The organism is Halomonas sp. LES1, from assembly GCF_031846005.1.
In the GTDB taxonomy this organism is placed as follows: Bacteria; Pseudomonadota; Gammaproteobacteria; order Pseudomonadales; family Halomonadaceae; genus Halomonas.
In genome coordinates, this window is sequence record NZ_JAVRGC010000009.1 from 1 (window position 1) to 18,293 (window position 18,293).

14 protein-coding genes and 4 tRNA genes are annotated in these 18,293 nt (G+C 63.2%); all 18 read left to right on the forward strand.

All coding sequences use genetic code 11. The features are described 5' to 3' along the window. Positions 1-121: 121 nt before the first annotated feature. The 18 genes from RM463_RS15635 (at position 122) to fusA (ending at position 18,285) form a co-directional block, all read left to right on the forward strand. A complete protein-coding gene (locus tag RM463_RS15635) occupies positions 122-445 on the forward strand; it encodes a hypothetical protein (RefSeq protein ID WP_311430553.1) in 324 nt (107 codons plus the stop codon). Continuing rightward, a complete protein-coding gene (locus RM463_RS15640) occupies positions 442-1,425 on the forward strand; it encodes a biotin--[acetyl-CoA-carboxylase] ligase (RefSeq protein ID WP_195689204.1) in 984 nt (327 codons plus the stop codon). The genes RM463_RS15635 and RM463_RS15640 overlap by 4 nt, the downstream gene beginning before the upstream one ends. Then, positions 1,422-2,261 (forward strand): type III pantothenate kinase, encoded by an 840-nt coding sequence (locus tag RM463_RS15645; RefSeq protein ID WP_195689205.1) that lies wholly within the window; start codon positions 1,422-1,424, stop codon positions 2,259-2,261. The genes RM463_RS15640 and RM463_RS15645 overlap by 4 nt, the downstream gene beginning before the upstream one ends. Positions 2,262-2,383: 122 nt before the next feature. Then, positions 2,384-2,467, forward strand: a tRNA-Tyr gene (locus RM463_RS15650). Between the two features lie 51 nt (positions 2,468-2,518). Beyond that, positions 2,519-2,592, forward strand: a tRNA-Gly gene (locus RM463_RS15655). A gap of 23 nt (positions 2,593-2,615) precedes the next feature. Further along, positions 2,616-2,690: transfer RNA gene (locus RM463_RS15660), tRNA-Thr, on the forward strand. 148 nt (positions 2,691-2,838) lie between these two features. Beyond that, positions 2,839-2,914, forward strand: a tRNA-Trp gene (locus RM463_RS15665). 72 nt (positions 2,915-2,986) lie between these two features. Continuing rightward, positions 2,987-3,355 carry a preprotein translocase subunit SecE gene (gene secE / locus RM463_RS15670; protein WP_195689206.1) on the forward strand — a complete coding sequence of 123 codons (369 nt, stop codon included), beginning with the start codon at positions 2,987-2,989 and terminating at the stop codon, positions 3,353-3,355. Between the two features lie 8 nt (positions 3,356-3,363). Next, positions 3,364-3,897 (forward strand): transcription termination/antitermination protein NusG, encoded by a 534-nt coding sequence (gene nusG / locus RM463_RS15675; RefSeq protein ID WP_311430554.1) that lies wholly within the window; start codon positions 3,364-3,366, stop codon positions 3,895-3,897. 84 nt (positions 3,898-3,981) lie between these two features. Beyond that, on the forward strand, positions 3,982-4,413 hold the full coding sequence (rplK, locus tag RM463_RS15680) for a 50S ribosomal protein L11 (RefSeq protein WP_132044070.1): 432 nt from the start codon (positions 3,982-3,984) through the stop codon (positions 4,411-4,413). A 2-nt stretch (positions 4,414-4,415) separates the two neighbouring features. Continuing rightward, complete coding sequence (rplA, locus tag RM463_RS15685; protein ID WP_195689207.1) at positions 4,416-5,108, forward strand: 50S ribosomal protein L1; 693 nt, start codon at positions 4,416-4,418, stop codon at positions 5,106-5,108. Positions 5,109-5,382: 274 nt separating this feature from the next. Then, complete coding sequence (rplJ, locus tag RM463_RS15690; RefSeq protein WP_132044074.1) at positions 5,383-5,886, forward strand: 50S ribosomal protein L10; 504 nt, start codon at positions 5,383-5,385, stop codon at positions 5,884-5,886. Positions 5,887-5,975: 89 nt separating this feature from the next. After that, positions 5,976-6,347, forward strand: coding sequence for a 50S ribosomal protein L7/L12 (gene rplL, locus RM463_RS15695; RefSeq protein WP_195689208.1), 372 nt, complete (start codon positions 5,976-5,978; stop codon positions 6,345-6,347). Between the two features lie 235 nt (positions 6,348-6,582). Beyond that, positions 6,583-10,662 (forward strand): DNA-directed RNA polymerase subunit beta, encoded by a 4,080-nt coding sequence (rpoB, locus tag RM463_RS15700; RefSeq protein ID WP_195689209.1) that lies wholly within the window; start codon positions 6,583-6,585, stop codon positions 10,660-10,662. A gap of 85 nt (positions 10,663-10,747) precedes the next feature. Continuing rightward, a complete protein-coding gene (rpoC, locus tag RM463_RS15705) occupies positions 10,748-14,968 on the forward strand; it encodes a DNA-directed RNA polymerase subunit beta' (protein ID WP_195689210.1) in 4,221 nt (1,406 codons plus the stop codon). Positions 14,969-15,145: 177 nt separating this feature from the next. Next, positions 15,146-15,520 (forward strand): 30S ribosomal protein S12, encoded by a 375-nt coding sequence (rpsL, locus tag RM463_RS15710; RefSeq protein WP_102626761.1) that lies wholly within the window; start codon positions 15,146-15,148, stop codon positions 15,518-15,520. Between the two features lie 129 nt (positions 15,521-15,649). After that, on the forward strand, positions 15,650-16,120 hold the full coding sequence (gene rpsG / locus RM463_RS15715) for a 30S ribosomal protein S7 (RefSeq protein WP_132044083.1): 471 nt from the start codon (positions 15,650-15,652) through the stop codon (positions 16,118-16,120). A gap of 44 nt (positions 16,121-16,164) precedes the next feature. Beyond that, complete coding sequence (fusA, locus tag RM463_RS15720; RefSeq protein WP_195689211.1) at positions 16,165-18,285, forward strand: elongation factor G; 2,121 nt, start codon at positions 16,165-16,167, stop codon at positions 18,283-18,285. Positions 18,286-18,293: the final 8 nt, after the last annotated feature.

Consider the following 18,293-nt stretch of genomic DNA (forward strand, 5'->3'; position numbering starts at 1 on the left):
GTGAAACCGCTCCGCGCCGATGGTAGTGTGGGGCCTCCCCATGCGAGAGTAGGTCATCGTCAGGCACTTATTCAGAAACCCCGGCCCATGGTCGGGGTTTCGTCGTTTTAGGGGCCTCCCCATGGAGCGTCCCGGAGTGCCGGCCAAGTCATCGTCAGGCACTTATACCGAGAAAACCCCGGGCATTCAGTTGCTCGGGTTTTTTTCATGGCAGGACGCTGCCCATGCAGCGTCCCGAATGCCGGCCATCGAGGCGCCGCTCATCGGAGCTCGGCGCCCGGAACAACGGCCGGAATATCTCCAGGCACTTACCGGAAAAAGCCCCGAGCTCATCATGAGCTCGGGCTTTTTTCGTTTGCAGGCAGGCTTTCCGATGCGTCGCGTTTCCGGGGGTGCGCTGCATCCGATAGAATGGGATCTTTTCGGTCCGGGATCCCTGGCATGACCATCGGTGACCTCATACGCCTTCTTGGCGACGGCGAGTTCCATTCGGGCGAGCAGCTCGGTGAGCAGTTCGGTGTATCGCGCGCTGCGGTATGGAAGCAGTTGCGCAAGCTCGAGTCTCTGGGCATCAGCATGGAGGCGGTGAAAGGGCAGGGGTATCGGCTTGCCGAACCCCTGGAGCTTCTGGATGGGCCGCGCATCATCGCTGGTCTCTCTCGTCAGGCACGAGGCCATCTGACTCGCCTGATCGTCGAGGAAACCCTTCCCTCCTCCAATGCCTTTCTGCGTGAACGCTTCGATCATGGGGCGGGGCACGGTGAAGTCTGCCTGGTGGAGCAGCAGAGCGCCGGGCGCGGTCGCCGTGGGCGGGCCTGGAACACCCCCTGGGGTAAGAGCCTGATGCTCTCCCTGGGGTGGCGAGTCGAGTCCGGCATCGCTGCCCTGGAGGGGCTGAGCCTTGCCGCAGGGGTGGCCCTGGCCCGGGTGCTGGAGAGTCACGGGGTTTCGCCGCTACTGAAGTGGCCCAATGATGTGCTGCTGAAGAGGCCGGATGGTGACTACGGCAAGCTGGCGGGCATCCTGGTGGAGGTCAGTGGGGACGCCTCCGGCCCCTGTGAGGTGGTGATCGGCATGGGGCTCAACCTTTCCCTGAGCGATGCGTTCCGCGGCTCCCTGGGACAGCCGGCCGCGGCTGTCGAGGATCAGGTCACCGGGGTATCCCGCAACGCACTGGCAGTCGACCTGCTGGAGGCGCTGCTTCCCCTGGTGGCGGAGTTCGAGCGTGAGGGGTTTGCCCCATGGCGCGATGCCTGGAACGCCCGACACGCCTTCGCCGGCCGTGAGGTGGACGTGTTGAGCGGCAATGCGCGGGAGGTGGCGCTGGTCGAGGAGGTGGATGCCTCCGGCAACCTGGTGGTGGTTCAGGGTGGAGAGCGACGCTACCTGGCGGGTGGCGAGATCAGTCTGCGTGTGCGCTCATGATTCTCGACCTCGATATCGGCAACACGCTCTCCAAGTGGCGCCTCAAGGATGTCGATACCAGCGAGATCCGGTCTCGAGGGGCGGTATGGACGCGAGAAGAGTGGCGGCCTGGGGCCGATATTCCCAATCTCGAGGTGGTCGAGTCGGTGCGCATATCCAGCGTCGCGAGGCGAGCGGTGCTCGAGGAGACCGTCCAGCTGCTGCGTCAGCGCGTGGGGGCCGTTTATGTGGCCAGCTCCACCCCCGAGGCCCTGGGTGTCACCAATGGCTATGAGGAGCCCGAGCGGCTCGGGGTCGATCGCTGGCTGGGAGTGCTGGCGGGTTACCAGCAGGTTGGCGCCTGTTGTGCCGTGGACTGTGGCAGTGCCATCACCATCGATTTCGTGCTGCCGGGGGGGCGCCACCTGGGTGGGTATATCCTGCCGGGGCTGAGGCTGATGAAGGAGAGCCTCAAGCTTGGTACCCGTAACGTGGCCATCGATCCCGACAGTGAGCCGGAAGAGCTGTTGGTGCCCGGAAAGCGTACGGTGGAGGCGGTCAATCATGGCATCTACATGGCGGCGGTCAGCGCGATCAATCGTGTCTATGCCGAGGTGTGCGATAGCGAAGGAGTTGCGTTGCCGCTGATGCTGACCGGCGGCGATGCGCGGGTGGTGGCTCGTGGACTCCAGGTGCCCCACGCCGTCTGGCCCGATATGGTCTATGGCGGACTCGAGGCATGCTTCCCGCTGACGGCTGCCGAGCGGGCAGGGCGAATGGCGGGTGCCCCGTGCGTTCCATCGCCGGTGGCACTGGAAAAGATTCGTGCCGGGCTTGCATTCTCCATGCTGCTTTGACACAATGCGCCGCGTTCCGAAGAGAAGGGCGGCGGCGTCACGAGTCGCTCTAGATACTAAAAGCTACTGGTAAAACAATGGCTTGACATTCGGAATGGCGCTGGTAGAATAGGCCGCCAGTTGGAGGGGTTCCCGAGTGGCCAAAGGGAGCAGACTGTAAATCTGCCGCGAAAGCTTCGAAGGTTCGAATCCTTCCCCCTCCACCAGAATCAGGCAGCGATGATGCGATTGGTCATCGAGGTCGCAAGAGTGGGTAGGCGGGCATAGTTCAATGGTAGAACCTCAGCCTTCCAAGCTGATGATGCGGGTTCGATCCCCGCTGCCCGCTCCAGCATCTTCGGGTGCAAAGGTTAGGCTCATGTAGCTCAGGGGTAGAGCACACCCTTGGTAAGGGTGAGGTCGACGGTTCAAATCCGTCCATGAGCTCCACATTGAAAGGCGAGCCACGGCTCGCCTTTTCTCTTTCTCGCCATTGATGGATCCAAAGTGGCGAGAGGGGTTGCCAGGCGAAGCGGCTTTCGCTATGATGGCGCCCGCTGTCGCAAGCCACCTGCAAAGGGTGGAGAAAGGCAGATACAGGCCAGTAGCTCAATTGGCAGAGCAGCGGTCTCCAAAACCGCAGGTTGGGGGTTCGATTCCCTCCTGGCCTGCCAGTCTTCCCCAGGCTGGCTTACTCCCGTAAGAATTCACGTTTCGATTGCCGCGCCTTGAGGAGTCTCGTTTTCATGAAACATAACGCCGAGGTGCAGGAGTCGCGCCACGACGGGCTCAAGTGGGCGGTTGTCGTCACTCTGCTGGTTCTGGCCGTGGTAGGCAATACCTACTTCGCCGACCAGGCTCTGCTCTATCGCGTGTTGGGTGTCGTGGCGTTGAGCGTCATGGCGGCCCTGGTGGCCATGACCACCGCCAAGGGGCGCAGCCTCGCCGAGCTGGCTCGTGCCGCCAAGAAAGAGATCCAGCGCGTAGTGTGGCCGACGCGGCCCGAGACCATCCAGACTACCGTCATCGTGCTGGTCGCCGTGCTGGTGGTCGGCCTGATGCTGTGGTTGATCGACACCCTTCTTGGCTGGGCGATGTCCGGCGTTATCGGTTAGGAGCCCCCATGTCCAAGCGTTGGTATGTCATTCACGCCTACTCCGGCTTCGAGAAGCATGTCATGCGTTCACTGGGTGAGCGCGTGAAGATGTTTGGCATGGAGGATCGCTTCGGCGAGATTCTGGTGCCAACCGAAGAAGTCGTCGAGATGCGTGATGGCAAGCGCCGCAAGAGCGAGCGCAAGTTCTATCCCGACTATGTGCTGGTCGAGATGGAAATGGATGACGAAACCTGGCACCTGGTCAACGAAACCCCGCGCGTCATGGGGTTCATCGGTGGCACCAAGGAGAAGCCGGCACCCATCACTCAGAAAGAGGCCGATGCCATCCTGCGTCGGGTCGAGGATGGGACTGACAAGCCAAAGCCCAAGATCCTGTTCGAGCCGGGGCAGTCGGTTCGGGTCATCGATGGCCCCTTCGCCGACTTCAACGGTGTCGTCGAGGAAGTGAACTACGACAAGAGTCGCGTTCAGGTCAGCGTGCTGATCTTCGGACGCTCGACCCCTGTCGAGCTGGAATTCGCGCAGGTCGAGAAAGAGTAACGCTCGACCTGATGCAGGCAGGGCCGCAGCAGCGGCCGCAACACCGGGGAGCCGAAAGGCGCTATTACCCAACTGGAGTCCAATATGGCCAAGAAAGTACAGGCTTACATCAAGCTGCAGGTAGCAGCTGGTAAGGCCAACCCGAGTCCCCCCGTGGGCCCCGCGCTGGGTCAGCACGGCGTCAACATCATGGAGTTCTGCAAGGCGTTCAACGCCGCGACCCAGGAAATTGAGCCGGGTCTGCCCACTCCGGTGGTGATCACCGTCTACTCCGACCGCAGCTTCACCTTCATCACCAAGACCCCGCCCGCGGCGGTCCTGCTGAAGAAGGCGGCTGGCATCAAGTCCGGCTCCGGTGAGCCGAACAAGAACAAGGTCGGTACCGTGACCCGTGAACAGCTCGAAGAGATCGCCAAGACCAAGGAGCCGGATCTGACGGCTGCCGATCTCGACGCCGCGGTGCGTACCATTGCCGGTAGTGCCCGCAGCATGGGCCTGAACGTGGAGGGTCTCTGATCATGGCCAAGCTGTCCAAGCGCGCGAAGATGATTAGCGAGAAGGTCGACTCCACCAAGGTCTACTCTCTCGAGGAAGCCGTGGCTCTGCTCAGCGAGCTCTCCACGGTCAAGTTCAAGGAGTCCCTGGACGTCGCCATCAACCTGGGCGTCGATCCGCGCAAATCCGACCAGGTGGTCCGTGGTGCGACCGTGATGCCCAACGGAACCGGCAAGGACGTTCGCGTCGCCGTGTTCACCCAGGGTGCCAACGCCGATGCCGCCAAGGAAGCCGGTGCCGATATCGTCGGCATGGATGACCTGGCCGAACAGGTCAAGAAGGGCCAGCTGGACTTCGACGTGGTGATCGCTTCGCCCGACGCCATGCGCGTGGTCGGCCAGCTGGGCCAGATCCTCGGTCCGCGCGGCCTGATGCCGAACCCCAAGGTCGGCACCGTGACGCCTGACGTGGCGACTGCCGTCAAGAACGCCAAGGCCGGTCAGGTGCGTTTCCGTACCGACAAGAACGGCATCATCCACACCACCCTTGGCAAGGTCGACTTCGACGCCACCGCCATCCAGGGCAACCTGGACGCGCTGGTCGCCGACCTGAAGAAGCTCAAGCCGAGCACCTCCAAGGGCGTGTATTTCAAGAAGGTCACCCTGTCCACCACCATGGGCCCGGGCGTGACCATCGACCACTCCGCTCTGGTCTGATCGGGCGGTAGGTCGAACATTCAGCAAGAACTTTGCGGTCCCCGTGTCGAGTCCTGACTCGCCGGCGGGGCACCGTCAAAGACCGCAGGCGCCGCCTTGCCCAAGCCAGGGCGGCTTAATCATCCCTTCGGGGCTGGCCTGCGCAGATGGTGTGGCCGCCAGGCTTCTGGTGAGCACCATCACCCAGGACTTCCGGCCCGCCTTCGGGCAGCCGGGAGAGATGGTAACCACCGGAACCCTCATCGCGAGGTTCCGGCACGAAGGAGTGATCACCGTGCCACTAGCACTCGAAGGCAAGAAGGCGATTGTTGCCGAGGTCAGTGAAGCGGCCAAGGATGCGCTCTCCGTCGTAGTTGCCGATTCTCGTGGCGTCGCGGTCAGCAAGATGACCGAACTGCGCAAGCAGGCCCGCGAGAATGGCGTCCAGGTGCGTGTTGTCCGCAACACCCTGGCACGCCGCGCCCTGTCCGGAACTCCCTGGGAGATTCTGGACGAAAGCTTCTCGGGTCCGACCCTGCTGGCTTTCTCCTACGAGCACCCGGGCGCCGCCGCCCGTCTGTTCAAGGAGTTCGCCAAGGAGGAGAAGAGCTTCGAAGTCAAGGCGCTGGCCTACGAAGGTGAGCTGATTCCGGCCACCGAACTCGATCGTCTGGCGACGCTGCCGACCTACGACGAGGCCATTGCCAAGCTGATGTCCGTCATGAAAGAGGCATCTGCCGGCAAGCTGGTCCGTACCCTGGCCGCCCTGCGCGACCAGAAGCAGGAAGAAGCCGCCTGATCGGCGAACTCCTGCAGGCAGCCTGAATCGAATATTGAATCCCGAGCCGACGCTTGAGCGTGGCTCCCGCAAAGTTAGGAATCGTGACAATGGCACTGACCAAAGAAGATATCATCAACGCCGTCTCCGACATGACCGTCATGGAAGTGGTCGAGCTGATCGAGGCCATGGAAGAGAAGTTCGGCGTCTCCGCTGCTGCCGCTGTCGTGGCTGGCCCGGGTGGCGGTGAAGCCGCTGCCGAGGAAGAGCAGACCGAGTTCGACCTGGTGCTGACCAGCGCTGGCGACAAGAAGGTCAACGTGATCAAGGTCGTCCGTGAGATCACCGGTCTGGGCCTGAAGGAAGCCAAGGGTGCCGTCGACGGCGCACCGGCTACCGTCAAGGAAGCTATGTCCAAGGAAGACGCAGAAGCGGCCAAGGCCAAGCTGGAAGAAGCCGGCGCGAGCGTGGAGCTCAAGTAAGTCCTTGAGCAACATGGCTTCACGCGCGGCGTAAGCTTCCACGGCTGGTGGCGGGACACCCGCTGCCGGCCTTTTTCTGTTGTCACTGGCCGCTGCTTCGGCAGTCCGGCCAGACGAATTCCAGAAGGCGAGCGTCCCTCTAGGCGCTTGCCTTCATCGCCTGACGGAGCCGCACCCCGTCGGGTGGCGCCGACCACGCATCGGTCACCCATGGTGAACAAGCTGGGGAATACAGATGGCTTACTCATACACTGAGAAAAAACGCATCCGCAAGGATTTCGGCAAACTGCCCCAAGTGATGGATGTGCCCTACCTGCTGGCGATCCAGCTTGATTCCTATTACGACTTCCTCCAGCAGGACCGAGCGCCCGATGAGCGTCTCGAGACCGGCTTGCATGCTGCCTTCAGGTCGGTGTTCCCGATCGAGAGCATGTCCGGCAATGCTGCGCTGGAGTATGTCAGCTACCGCTTCGGTACGCCGGCCTTCGACGTCAAGGAGTGTCAGCTGCGTGGTGTCACCTATTCGGCTCCACTGCGCGTCAAGGTTCGCCTGATCATCTATGACAAGGAGTCATCGAACAAGGCGATCAAGGACATCAAGGAGCAGGAAGTCTACATGGGGGAGATCCCCCTGATGACGGAGAACGGTACCTTCGTGGTGAACGGTACCGAGCGGGTTATCGTTTCCCAGCTGCACCGCTCTCCCGGCGTGTTCTTCGATCACGACAAGGGCAAGAGCCACTCCTCCGGCAAGCTGCTCTACTCCGCGCGGGTCATCCCCTACCGCGGCTCCTGGCTCGACTTCGAGTTCGATCCCAAGGACAGTGTCTTCGTGCGTATCGACCGTCGCCGCAAGCTGCCGGCCTCGGTACTGCTGCGCGCGCTGGGCATGAGCGCCGAGGAGATCCTCGAGGAGTTCTTCGAGACCAGCACCTTCCACGTCGAGAAGAAGGGATTCTCCGTGGAGCTGGTGCCGTCGCGCCTGCGCGGCGAGACCGCCACCTTCGACATCAAGGATGCCGATGGCGGCCTGATCGTCGAGGAAGGGCGTCGCATTACCCAGAAGCATATCCGTCAGCTGGAGAAGGCCGGCCTCGAGCGTCTCGAGGTGCCGATGGAGTATCTGTTCGGCAAGACCCTGGCCAAGGATCAGGTCGACCCGAACACCGGTGAGCTGCTCTGCCCCTGCAACACCGAGATCACCCCGGAGCTGCTCGAGAAGCTCGGCCAGGCCGGCATCACTACCCTCGAGACGCTGTACACCAACGATCTCGACTGTGGTCCCTTCATCTCCGACACCCTCAAGCTGGACACCACCGGGTCCCAGCTCGAGGCGCTGGTCGAGATCTATCGCATGATGCGTCCCGGCGAGCCGCCCACCAAGGAGGCCGCCGAGACCCTGTTCAACAACCTGTTCTTCAGCGAAGACCGTTACGACATCTCCAGTGTCGGTCGCATGAAGTTCAACCGCCGCCTGCGCCGCGAGTCCGATACCGGCTCCGGCGTACTGGATCGTCGCGACATCCTTGATGTGCTCAAGGAGCTGATCCATATCCGTAACGGCTTCGGCGAGGTGGACGACATCGACCACCTGGGCAACCGCCGTATCCGCTGCGTGGGCGAGATGGCCGAGAACCAGTTCCGCGTCGGCCTGGTGCGCGTCGAGCGCGCGGTCAAGGAGCGTCTCTCCATGGCCGAGAGCGAGGGCCTGATGCCCCAGGACCTGATCAACGCCAAGCCCGTCGCCGCGGCGGTCAAGGAGTTCTTCGGTTCCAGCCAGCTCTCCCAGTTCATGGACCAGAACAACCCGCTCTCCGAGGTCACCCACAAGCGTCGTGTTTCCGCGCTTGGCCCGGGCGGCCTGACCCGCGAGCGGGCCGGCTTCGAGGTGCGTGACGTTCACGCGACCCACTATGGCCGTCTGTGCCCGATCGAGACCCCGGAAGGCCCCAACATCGGTCTGATCAACTCCCTGGCGACCTACAGCCACACCAACAGCTATGGCTTCCTCGAGACGCCGTACCGCAAGGTGGTGGACAGTCAGTTGACCGACGAGGTGGTTCACCTCTCGGCCATCGAGGAGGGCAACTTCGTTATCGCCCAGGCCTCGGCGACCGTGGATGAGAGCGGCAAGCTGGCCGACGACCTGGTGCAGGTGCGCCACAAAGGCGAGACCACCTTCATGCGTCCCGAGCAGGTGACGCTGATGGACGTGTCGCCGCGCCAGGTGGTATCGGTTGCCGCCGCGCTGATTCCCTTCCTCGAGCACGATGACGCCAACCGCGCCCTGATGGGGGCCAACATGCAGCGTCAGGCGGTGCCGACCCTGCGTGCCGACAAGCCGCTGGTGGGTACCGGCATGGAGCGCTTCGTCGCCCGTGACTCCGGGGTCTGTGAGGTGGCGCGTCGCGGCGGGGTGATCGACTCCGTGGATGCCAAGCGCATCGTGGTACGTGTCAACGAGGATGAGATCATCGGCGGTGAGGCCGGCGTCGATATCTACAATCTCACCAAGTATGTGCGCTCCAACCAGAACACCTGTCAGAACCAGCGGCCGATCGTGCGTCCTGGTGACGCGGTGGCGCGTGGCGACATCCTCGCCGATGGTCCCTCCGTGGACATGGGTGACCTGGCGCTTGGCCAGAACATGCGCATCGCCTTCATGCCCTGGAACGGCTACAACTTCGAGGACTCGATCCTGCTCTCGGAGCGGGCGGTGGAAGAGGACCGCTTCACCACCATCCATATCCAGGAGCTGACCTGTGTCTCCCGCGACACCAAGCTGGGGCCGGAGGAGATCACCTCCGATATCCCCAACGTCGGCGAATCGGCGCTCTCCAAGCTGGATGAGGCCGGTGTGGTCTATATCGGCGCTGAAGTCGGTCCCGGCGATATCCTGGTCGGCAAGGTCACGCCCAAGGGTGAGACCCAGCTGACGCCGGAGGAGAAGCTGCTGCGTGCGATCTTCGGTGAGAAGGCCAGCGACGTGAAGGACACCTCCCTGCGTGCCCCGACCGGCATGAAGGGGACCGTCATCGACGTCCAGGTCTTCACCCGCGACGGTGTGGAGAAGGACTCGCGTGCGCTCTCCATCGAGCAGATGCAGCTCGACGAGGTGCGCAAGGACCTCCAGGAGACCTACCGCATCGCCGAGGATGCCACCTTCGAGCGTCTCAAACGCACCCTGAGCGGCCAGGCGGTGAACGGTGGTCCCCAGCTCAAGAAGGGTGACGTGCTCTCCGAGAGCTACCTCGACGAGCTGCCGCGTCAGCAGTGGTTCAAGCTGCGCCTCCAGGACGAGACGCTCAACGAGCTGCTGGCCCAGGCCGACGAGCAGCTGGAGACGCGTCGCAAGGAGATGGACGAGCGTTTCGAGGACAAGAAGCGCAAGCTGACCCAGGGGGACGACCTGGCGCCCGGCGTGCTCAAGATCGTCAAGGTCTACATGGCGGTCAAGCGTCGCCTGCAGCCGGGCGACAAGATGGCGGGTCGTCACGGTAACAAGGGTGTCATCTCGGCGATCATGCCCATCGAGGACATGCCGTTCGACGATCAGGGCGAGCCGGTCGACATCGTGCTCAACCCGTTGGGCGTGCCCTCGCGCATGAACGTCGGTCAGATCCTGGAAACCCATCTGGGCCTCGCCGCCTGGGGGCTGGGTCGCAAGATCGACGCCCTGCTGCGCGATGCACGTGAGCAGCAGGTGGCCGAGATCCGCGAGTTCCTGGGGCAGGTCTACAACACCACGCCGGGCACCCGGATCGAGGCACTCGACACGCTTTCCGACGAGGAGGTGATCGCCCTGGCGAAGAACCTCAAGGGAGGGGTGCCGATGTCCACGCCGGTGTTCGATGGCGCCGAAGAGGATGAGATCAAGCATCTGCTGCGCCTGGCCGAGCTGCCGGATTCCGGTCAGATGACGCTCTATGACGGCCGTACCGGCGATGCCTTCGACCGTCCGGTGACCGTTGGCTACATGTACATGCTCAAGCTCAACCACCTGGTGGACGACAAGATGCACGCCCGTTCCACCGGCTCCTACTCGCTGGTGACCCAGCAGCCGCTGGGCGGCAAGGCGCAGTTCGGTGGTCAGCGTTTCGGTGAGATGGAGGTCTGGGCCCTGGAGGCCTATGGCGCCGCCTATACCCTCCAGGAGATGCTCACCGTCAAGTCCGATGACGTGGAGGGTCGTACCAAGATGTACAAGAACATCGTGGATGGCGATCACGCCATGCAGGCGGGCATGCCGGAATCCTTCAACGTGCTGGTGAAGGAGATCCGCTCGCTGGGCATCGACATCGAGCTCGAGAGCTGAGGCGGCCGACGCTTCACATTATGACGGTCCGCGGGGGTGGCAGCATCGCCCCCGCCCATGACAACTCCGCAGCGGAGCCGACCCCATGAAAGATTTGGTGAAAGTCCTCAAATCGCAGTCTCAGTCCGACGAGTTCGACGCGATCAAGATTACCCTGGCGTCCCCGGACCTGATCCGTTCCTGGTCATTCGGGGAGGTCAAGAAGCCCGAGACCATCAACTACCGTACCTTCAAACCGGAGCGGGACGGCCTGTTCTGTGCCAAGATCTTTGGCCCGGTCAAGGACTACGAGTGCCTGTGCGGCAAGTACAAGCGCATGAAGCACCGCGGCATCATCTGCGAGAAGTGCGGCGTGGAGGTCACCAAGGCCGCCGTGCGTCGTGAGCGCATGGCGCATATCGAGCTGGCCAGCCCCGTCGCCCATATCTGGTTCCTGAAATCGCTCCCGTCACGTATCGGCATGTTCCTGGACATGACCCTGCGTGATATCGAGCGCGTGCTCTACTTCGAGAGCTTCGTGGTCATCGACCCGGGCATGACCACGCTGGAGCGCGGTCAGCTGCTCAACGACGAGCAGTACTTCGAGGCCCTCGAGGAGTTTGGTGACGACTTCGACGCCCGCATGGGTGCCGAGGCGGTCCAGGCGCTGCTCAAGGATATCGACATGCTGGAGGAGATCGATCGCCTGCGCGAGGAGATCCCCCAGACCAACTCCGAGACCAAGATCAAGAAGCTCTCCAAGCGGCTCAAACTGCTGGAGGCCTTCCAGGGCTCCGGCAACGATCCGGCCTGGATGGTCATGGAGGTGCTGCCGGTGCTGCCGCCGGACCTGCGTCCGCTGGTGCCGCTGGACGGTGGGCGCTTCGCGACCTCGGATCTCAACGACCTCTATCGCCGGGTGATCAACCGCAACAACCGCCTGAAGCGGCTGCTCGACCTCAATGCGCCCGACATCATCGTGCGCAACGAGAAACGCATGCTGCAGGAGGCGGTCGATGCGCTGCTCGACAACGGTCGTCGTGGCCGTGCCATCACCGGTTCCAACAAGCGCCCGCTGAAGTCCCTGGCCGACATGATCAAGGGCAAGCAGGGGCGCTTCCGTCAGAACCTGCTGGGCAAGCGCGTCGACTACTCCGGCCGTTCGGTGATCACCGTCGGCCCGACCCTGCGCCTGCATCAGTGTGGCCTGCCCAAGAAGATGGCGCTGGAGCTGTTCAAGCCGTTCATCTACTCCAAGCTGCAGTCGCTGGGCCATGCCTCCACCATCAAGGCGGCCAAGAAGATGGTCGAGCGCGAGACGGCCGAGGTGTGGGATATCCTCGCCGACGTCATCCGCGAGCACCCGGTACTGCTCAACCGCGCACCGACCCTGCACCGCCTCGGCATCCAGGCCTTCGAGCCGCTGCTGATCGAGGGCAAGGCGATCCAGCTGCACCCGCTGGTGTGTGCCGCCTACAACGCCGACTTCGACGGTGACCAGATGGCGGTCCACGTGCCGCTGACCCTGGAGGCTCAGCTCGAGGCGCGCACGCTGATGATGGCGACCAACAACGTGCTGTCGCCGGCCAACGGTGAGCCGATCATCGTGCCCTCCCAGGACGTGGTGCTGGGTCTGTACTACATGACCCGGGAGAAGATCAACGCCAGGGGCGAGGGCATGGTCTTCACCGACCTCAACGAGGTGGAGCGCGCCTTCAACACCCAGAATGTGGCGCTGCATGCCCGCATCAAGGTGCGTCTCGACGAGGTCCTCATCGATGAGGAGAGCGGCGAGAAGACCCATCAGCGCATGCTGCGCGACACCACCGTCGGGCGTGCACTGCTGTTCCGCATCCTGCCGGAGGGCGTGCCCTTCGAGCTGGTCGACCAGCCGATGAAGAAGAAGGCGATCTCCGGCCTGCTCAACGAGGTCTATCGTCGTTCGGGCCTCAAGCCGACGGTCATCTTCGCCGACCAGCTGATGTACACCGGCTTCCGCCTGGCCACCTGGTCCGGCGCCTCCATCGGTGTCAACGACTTCGTCATCCCGGACGCCAAGGCCGAGATCGTCGAGGCCGCCGAGGAGGAGGTCAAGGAGATCGAGGACCAGTTCTCCTCGGGCCTGGTGACCGCGGGCGAGAAGTACAACAAGGTGATCGACATCTGGTCCAAGGCCAACGACAAGGTGGCCAAGGCGATGATGGTGGGGATCTCCAAGGAGACCGTGATCGACCGCGAAGGCAAGGAGGTCGAACAGGACTCCTTCAACAGCGTGTTCATCATGGCCGACTCCGGTGCTCGGGGTAGCGCCGCCCAGATCCGCCAGCTGGCGGGCATGCGTGGCCTGATGGCCAAGCCGGACGGCTCGATCATCGAGACGCCGATCGTGGCGAACTTCCGTGAGGGTCTGAACGTACTCCAGTACTTCATCTCCACCCACGGTGCCCGTAAGGGTCTGGCGGATACCGCCCTGAAGACCGCCAACTCCGGTTACCTGACCCGTCGTCTGGTCGACGTGGCCCAGGACATGGTGATCACCGAGACGGACTGCGGCACCGAGCGTGGCCTGACCCTGCATCCGGTGATCGAGGGCGGCGATATCATCGTGCCCCTGGCGCAGCGAGTGCTGGGCCGTGTGGTCGCCCAGGATGTCATCGACCCGGCCAGCGACGAGGTGCTGATCCCGCGCAACACCCTGCTCGACGAGAAGTGGTGTGCCGATCTCGACACCATGGGTGTCGACGAGATCGTGGTGCGCAGTGCGATCAGCTGTGAGACCGCCCATGGCGTCTGCTCGGCCTGTTACGGCCGTGACCTGGCGCGTGGCCATCAGGTCAACATCGGCGAGTCCGTCGGCGTCATCGCCGCGCAGTCGATCGGTGAGCCGGGCACCCAGCTGACCATGCGTACCTTCCACATCGGTGGTGCCGCATCGCGGGCCTCTGCGGTGGACAGCGTCCAGGTCAAGCATGGCGGCAAGGTGCGCCTGCACAACATCAAGCATGTCGAGCGTGCCGACGGCAAGCTGGTGGTGGTCTCGCGCTCCAGTGCCCTGGCCGTCGCCGACGAGCATGGTCGCGAGCGCGAATACTACAAGCTGCCCTACGGTGCCGAGCTGTCGGTGCGCGACGGCGACAGCGTCGACGCCGGCCAGGCGGTGGCCAAGTGGGATCCGCACACTCACCCGATCGTCGCCGAGGCCGAGGGTGCCGTGCAGTACGCCGACATGGATGAGGGCGTCACCATCCACCGCAGCGTGGACGAGATGACCGGTCTCTCCTCCATCGAGGTGATCGAGGCGGCGGCACGGCCCATGGCCGGTCGCGACAAGCGCCCGATGATCCTGCTCAATGACGAGTCCGGCAAGCCGGTCACCGTTCCCGGCTCCGACACCCCCGTGCAGTATCCGCTGCCCGGCAAGTCGATCGTCACCGCCGACAACGGCGCCCGGATCGGTATCGGTGAAGTGGTCGCGCGTATCCCGGTGGAGGCCTCTTCCAACAAGGACATCACCGGTGGTCTGCCGCGCGTCGCCGACCTGTTCGAGGCGCGCAAGCCCAAGGAGCCTTCGATCCTCGCCGAAGTCAGCGGCGTGATCAGCTTCGGCAAGGAGACCAAGGGCAAGCGTCGCCTGACGATTACCCCGGAAGGCGGTGGCGACCCCTTCGAGACACTGATCCCGAAGTGGCGCCAGATCGCGGTCTTCGAGGGCGAGTCGGTCGAGAAGGGCGAGGTCATCTCCGATGGCCCCAGCAACCCCCACGACATCCTGCGTCTGCTGGGTGTCGAGGAGCTCGCCAAGTACATCACCGCCGAGATCCAAGAGGTCTATCGCCTTCAGGGCGTGGGCATCAACGACAAGCACATCGAGGTGATCGTGCGTCAGATGCTGCGCAAGGTCGAGATCACCGATGCCGGTGACTCCGACTTCATCCCCGGCGATCAGGCCGAGCTGGTGCGGGTGCTCGAGCAGAATGCGCGCCTCGAGAAGGCCGGCAAGTTCCCGGCCAAGTATCAGCGTGTGCTGCTCGGTATCACCAAGGCCAGCCTGGCGACCGAGTCGTTCATCTCCGCGGCCTCCTTCCAGGAGACCACGCGAGTGCTGACCGAAGCCGCGGTGACCGGCAAGCGCGACTACCTGCGCGGCCTCAAGGAGAACGTCGTGGTGGGTCGCCTGATCCCGGCCGGTACCGGACTGACCCACCATGCCGAGCGTCGCCGCCGGCGCGATGGTGTCGAAGAGCCCGCCGCGCCGTCGGCCCATGACGTCGAGCAGGAGCTGGGCGCTCAGCTGACCGCGCTGGATTCCGACGACGACGAGATCTGACATCCCCGGCAGGCCCGGCCGCTGCGGCGGCCGGGCTTGACGAAGGGTGGTGTCAGCCAGTAGAATGCGCAGCCTTTAACAGTGGGGCGGGTGCGCCCGAACCTGCTGGTAAGGTAGCGTAGTACAGGAAAGCGAGCGGCTACCTCGCTTCCGCAAGGCAACCCATTGGAGCAATAGATGGCAACAATCAATCAGCTGGTGCGCAAGCCGCGCAAGCGCCCCGTCAGCAAGAGTGACGTGCCGGCGCTGCAGGCCTGCCCGCAGAAGCGCGGCGTTTGCACCCGCGTCTACACGACTACCCCGAAGAAGCCGAACTCCGCACTGCGTAAGGTGTGCCGTGTTCGCCTGACCAACGGGTTCGAGGTTTCCTCATACATTGGTGGTGAGGGGCACAACCTGCAGGAGCACTCCGTGGTGCTGATCCGCGGCGGTCGAGTCAAGGACCTTCCCGGTGTGCGTTATCACACCGTCCGCGGCGCGCTGGACACCTCCGGTGTACAGAACCGTAAGCAGGGTCGTTCCAAGTACGGTACCAAGCGTCCCAAGGCCTGATCGGCCCGGATCGCGATTCACCACCCATTGATATCGGTCTGATAAGAGTAAGGTCGGGCGTCGCGGGCTCAAGGCGAGCGCGTGGGAGTTCCGGGTTTACCTGAAGGACCCTTCAACAGAGGGCTTATCATGCCTAGAAGAAGAGTTGCGGCCAAGCGTGAGATCCTGCCGGATCCCAAGTTCGGAAGCGAACGCCTGGCGAAGTTCATGAACCACCTGATGATCGGCGGCAAGAAGTCCGTAGCTGAGCGCATCGTCTATGGTGCGCTGGACAGGGTTGCCGAGCGCAGTAACGAAGAGCCGCTGGAGATCTTCGACAAGGCGCTGGAAAGCATCCAGCCGATGGTCGAGGTGAAGTCACGCCGCGTCGGCGGCGCGACCTATCAGGTGCCGGTCGAGGTGCGTCCCTCACGTCGCCAGGCGCTGGCCATGCGTTGGCTGGCAGACGCCGCGCGCCGCCGTGGTGAAAAGACCATGGTGCTGCGCCTCGCCGGCGAGATGCTCGATGCCGCCGAAGGCAAGGGCTCTGCGGTCAAGAAGCGTGAAGACGTGCACCGTATGGCAGAAGCCAACAAGGCCTTCTCGCACTTCCGGTTCTAAGTGCCGGCCGCAAAACGCATCGCCAACCAACGGGGAGTTCCACCGTGGCTCGCAAAACTCCGCTAAAACGCTATCGCAACATCGGGATCGTCGCCCACGTCGATGCCGGCAAGACCACCACGACCGAGCGCGTGCTGTTCTATACCGGTATCAACCACAAGCTGGGCGAGACCCACGAAGGTGCCTCCACGACCGACTGGATGCAGCAGGAGCAGGAGCGTGGTATCACCATCACCTCCGCTGCCGTGACCACCTTCTGGAAGGGCATGAACCACCAGTTCGATGAGCACCGCATCAACATCATCGACACCCCCGGGCACGTCGACTTCACCATCGAGGTGGAACGCTCCCTGCGCGTGCTCGACGGTGCCGTCGTGGTGCTGTGTGGCTCTTCCGGCGTTCAGCCGCAGACCGAGACCGTCTGGCGTCAGGCCAACAAGTACGAAGTTCCGCGCATGGTGTTCGTCAACAAGATGGACCGTACCGGCGCCGACTTCTTCATGGTCGTCGACCAGCTCAAGGATCGTCTGGGTGCCAACGCCGTGCCGATCCAGATCAACTGGGGCACCGAGGAAGACTTCAAGGGCGTCATCGACCTGATCGAGATGAAGGCCATCCAGTGGAACGAAAGCGATTTCGGTGCCACCTATGACCTGATCGACATCCCCGCCGAGCTCCAGGAGACCGCGGAGAAGTATCGCGAGGAGATGGTCGAGGCTGCAGCCGAAGCTTCCGAAGAGCTGATGGACAAGTACCTGGAAGGCGGCGAGCTTTCCAAGGAAGAGATCAAGGCCGGTCTGCGTCGTCGTACCCTCGACAACGAGATCGTGCTGGTCACCTGCGGCTCTGCGTTCAAGAACAAGGGCGTGCAGGCGGTGCTGGACTCCGTCGTCGAATATCTGCCGTCGCCCACCGAGGTCAAGGCGATCGAGGGCGAGCTGGATGACAAGGCCGGCACCATCGAGACCCGCGAGGCAGACGACAAGGCGCCCTTCGCCGCCCTGGCGTTCAAGATTGCCACCGACCCCTTCGTCGGCACCCTGACCTTCATCCGCGTCTACTCCGGCGTGCTGAACTCGGGTGACAGCGTCTACAACTCCGTGCGCAACAAGAAGGAGCGCATCGGGCGTCTGGTACAGATGCACGCCAACTCCCGCGAGGAGATCAAGGAAGTGCTGGCCGGCGACATCGCCGCCTGTATCGGCCTGAAGGATGTCACCACCGGCGATACCCTGTGCGACCTGAATGACAAGATCATTCTGGAGCGCATGGAGTTCCCGGACCCGGTTATCTCCGTGGCCGTCGAGCCGAAGTCCAAGGCGGACCAGGAGAAGATGGGTGTGGCACTGGGCAAGCTGGCCCAGGAAGACCCCTCCTTCCAGGTGCGTACCGACGAGGAGACCGGCCAGACCATCATCTCCGGCATGGGCGAGCTGCACCTCGACATCATCGTCGATCGCATGCGCCGTGAGTTCAAGGTCGAGGCCAACATCGGCAAGCCGCAGGTCGCCTACCGCGAGACCATTCGTGGCTCGGTCGAGCAGGAAGGCAAGTTCGTGCGCCAGTCCGGTGGTCGTGGTCAGTACGGTCACGTGCATCTGCGCATCGAGCCGCTGACCGCGGAAGACAAGGGCGAAGATGAAGACATGAGCTTCAAGTTCGCTTCAGAGATCGTCGGCGGCGTGGTTCCCAAGGAGTACGTGCCGGCCGTCGAGAAAGGGGCCTACGAGCAGCTGCAGAACGGTGTCATCGCGGGCTACCCGATGATCGACGTCAAGGTTACGCTGTACGATGGTTCCTACCACGACGTGGACTCCAACGAGACCGCGTTCAAGGTTGCTTCTTCCATGGCAGTCAAGGAAGGTGCCAAGAAGGCCAAGGCGGTGCTGCTCGAGCCGGTAATGAAGGTCGAGGTCGTCACCCCCGAGGACTTCATGGGCGACGTCATGGGTGACCTCAACCGCCGCCGTGGTCTGGTATCCGGCATGGATGACTCGCCCATGGGCAAGGTCATTCGCGCCAGAGTTCCGTTGGCTGAGATGTTCGGTTACGCGACCGATCTGCGTTCTCAGACCCAGGGACGCGCAAGCTACGTCATGGAGTTTGCGGATTACGAAGAGGCGCCGTCCAGCGTCGTTGAAGCCGTCATCAACCAAAACGGTTAACCGTTAGC

Excerpts from the sequence above, each read along its gene's own strand:
- rplL (WP_195689208.1), top strand. The coding sequence starts at position 5,976 with ATGGCACTGACCAAAGAAGATATCATCAACGCCGTCTCCGACATGACC.
- nusG (WP_311430554.1), top strand. The coding sequence starts at position 3,364 with ATGTCCAAGCGTTGGTATGTCATTCACGCCTACTCCGGCTTCGAGAAG.
- rpsG (WP_132044083.1), top strand. The coding sequence starts at position 15,650 with ATGCCTAGAAGAAGAGTTGCGGCCAAGCGTGAGATCCTGCCGGATCCC.
- RM463_RS15635 (WP_311430553.1), top strand. The coding sequence starts at position 122 with ATGGAGCGTCCCGGAGTGCCGGCCAAGTCATCGTCAGGCACTTATACC.
- rpsL (WP_102626761.1), top strand. The coding sequence starts at position 15,146 with ATGGCAACAATCAATCAGCTGGTGCGCAAGCCGCGCAAGCGCCCCGTC.
- RM463_RS15640 (WP_195689204.1), top strand. The coding sequence starts at position 442 with ATGACCATCGGTGACCTCATACGCCTTCTTGGCGACGGCGAGTTCCAT.
- rplK (WP_132044070.1), top strand. The coding sequence starts at position 3,982 with ATGGCCAAGAAAGTACAGGCTTACATCAAGCTGCAGGTAGCAGCTGGT.
- rpoB (WP_195689209.1), top strand. The coding sequence starts at position 6,583 with ATGGCTTACTCATACACTGAGAAAAAACGCATCCGCAAGGATTTCGGC.
- secE (WP_195689206.1), top strand. The coding sequence starts at position 2,987 with ATGAAACATAACGCCGAGGTGCAGGAGTCGCGCCACGACGGGCTCAAG.
- RM463_RS15645 (WP_195689205.1), top strand. The coding sequence starts at position 1,422 with ATGATTCTCGACCTCGATATCGGCAACACGCTCTCCAAGTGGCGCCTC.
- rplA (WP_195689207.1), top strand. The coding sequence starts at position 4,416 with ATGGCCAAGCTGTCCAAGCGCGCGAAGATGATTAGCGAGAAGGTCGAC.
- rpoC (WP_195689210.1), top strand. The coding sequence starts at position 10,748 with ATGAAAGATTTGGTGAAAGTCCTCAAATCGCAGTCTCAGTCCGACGAG.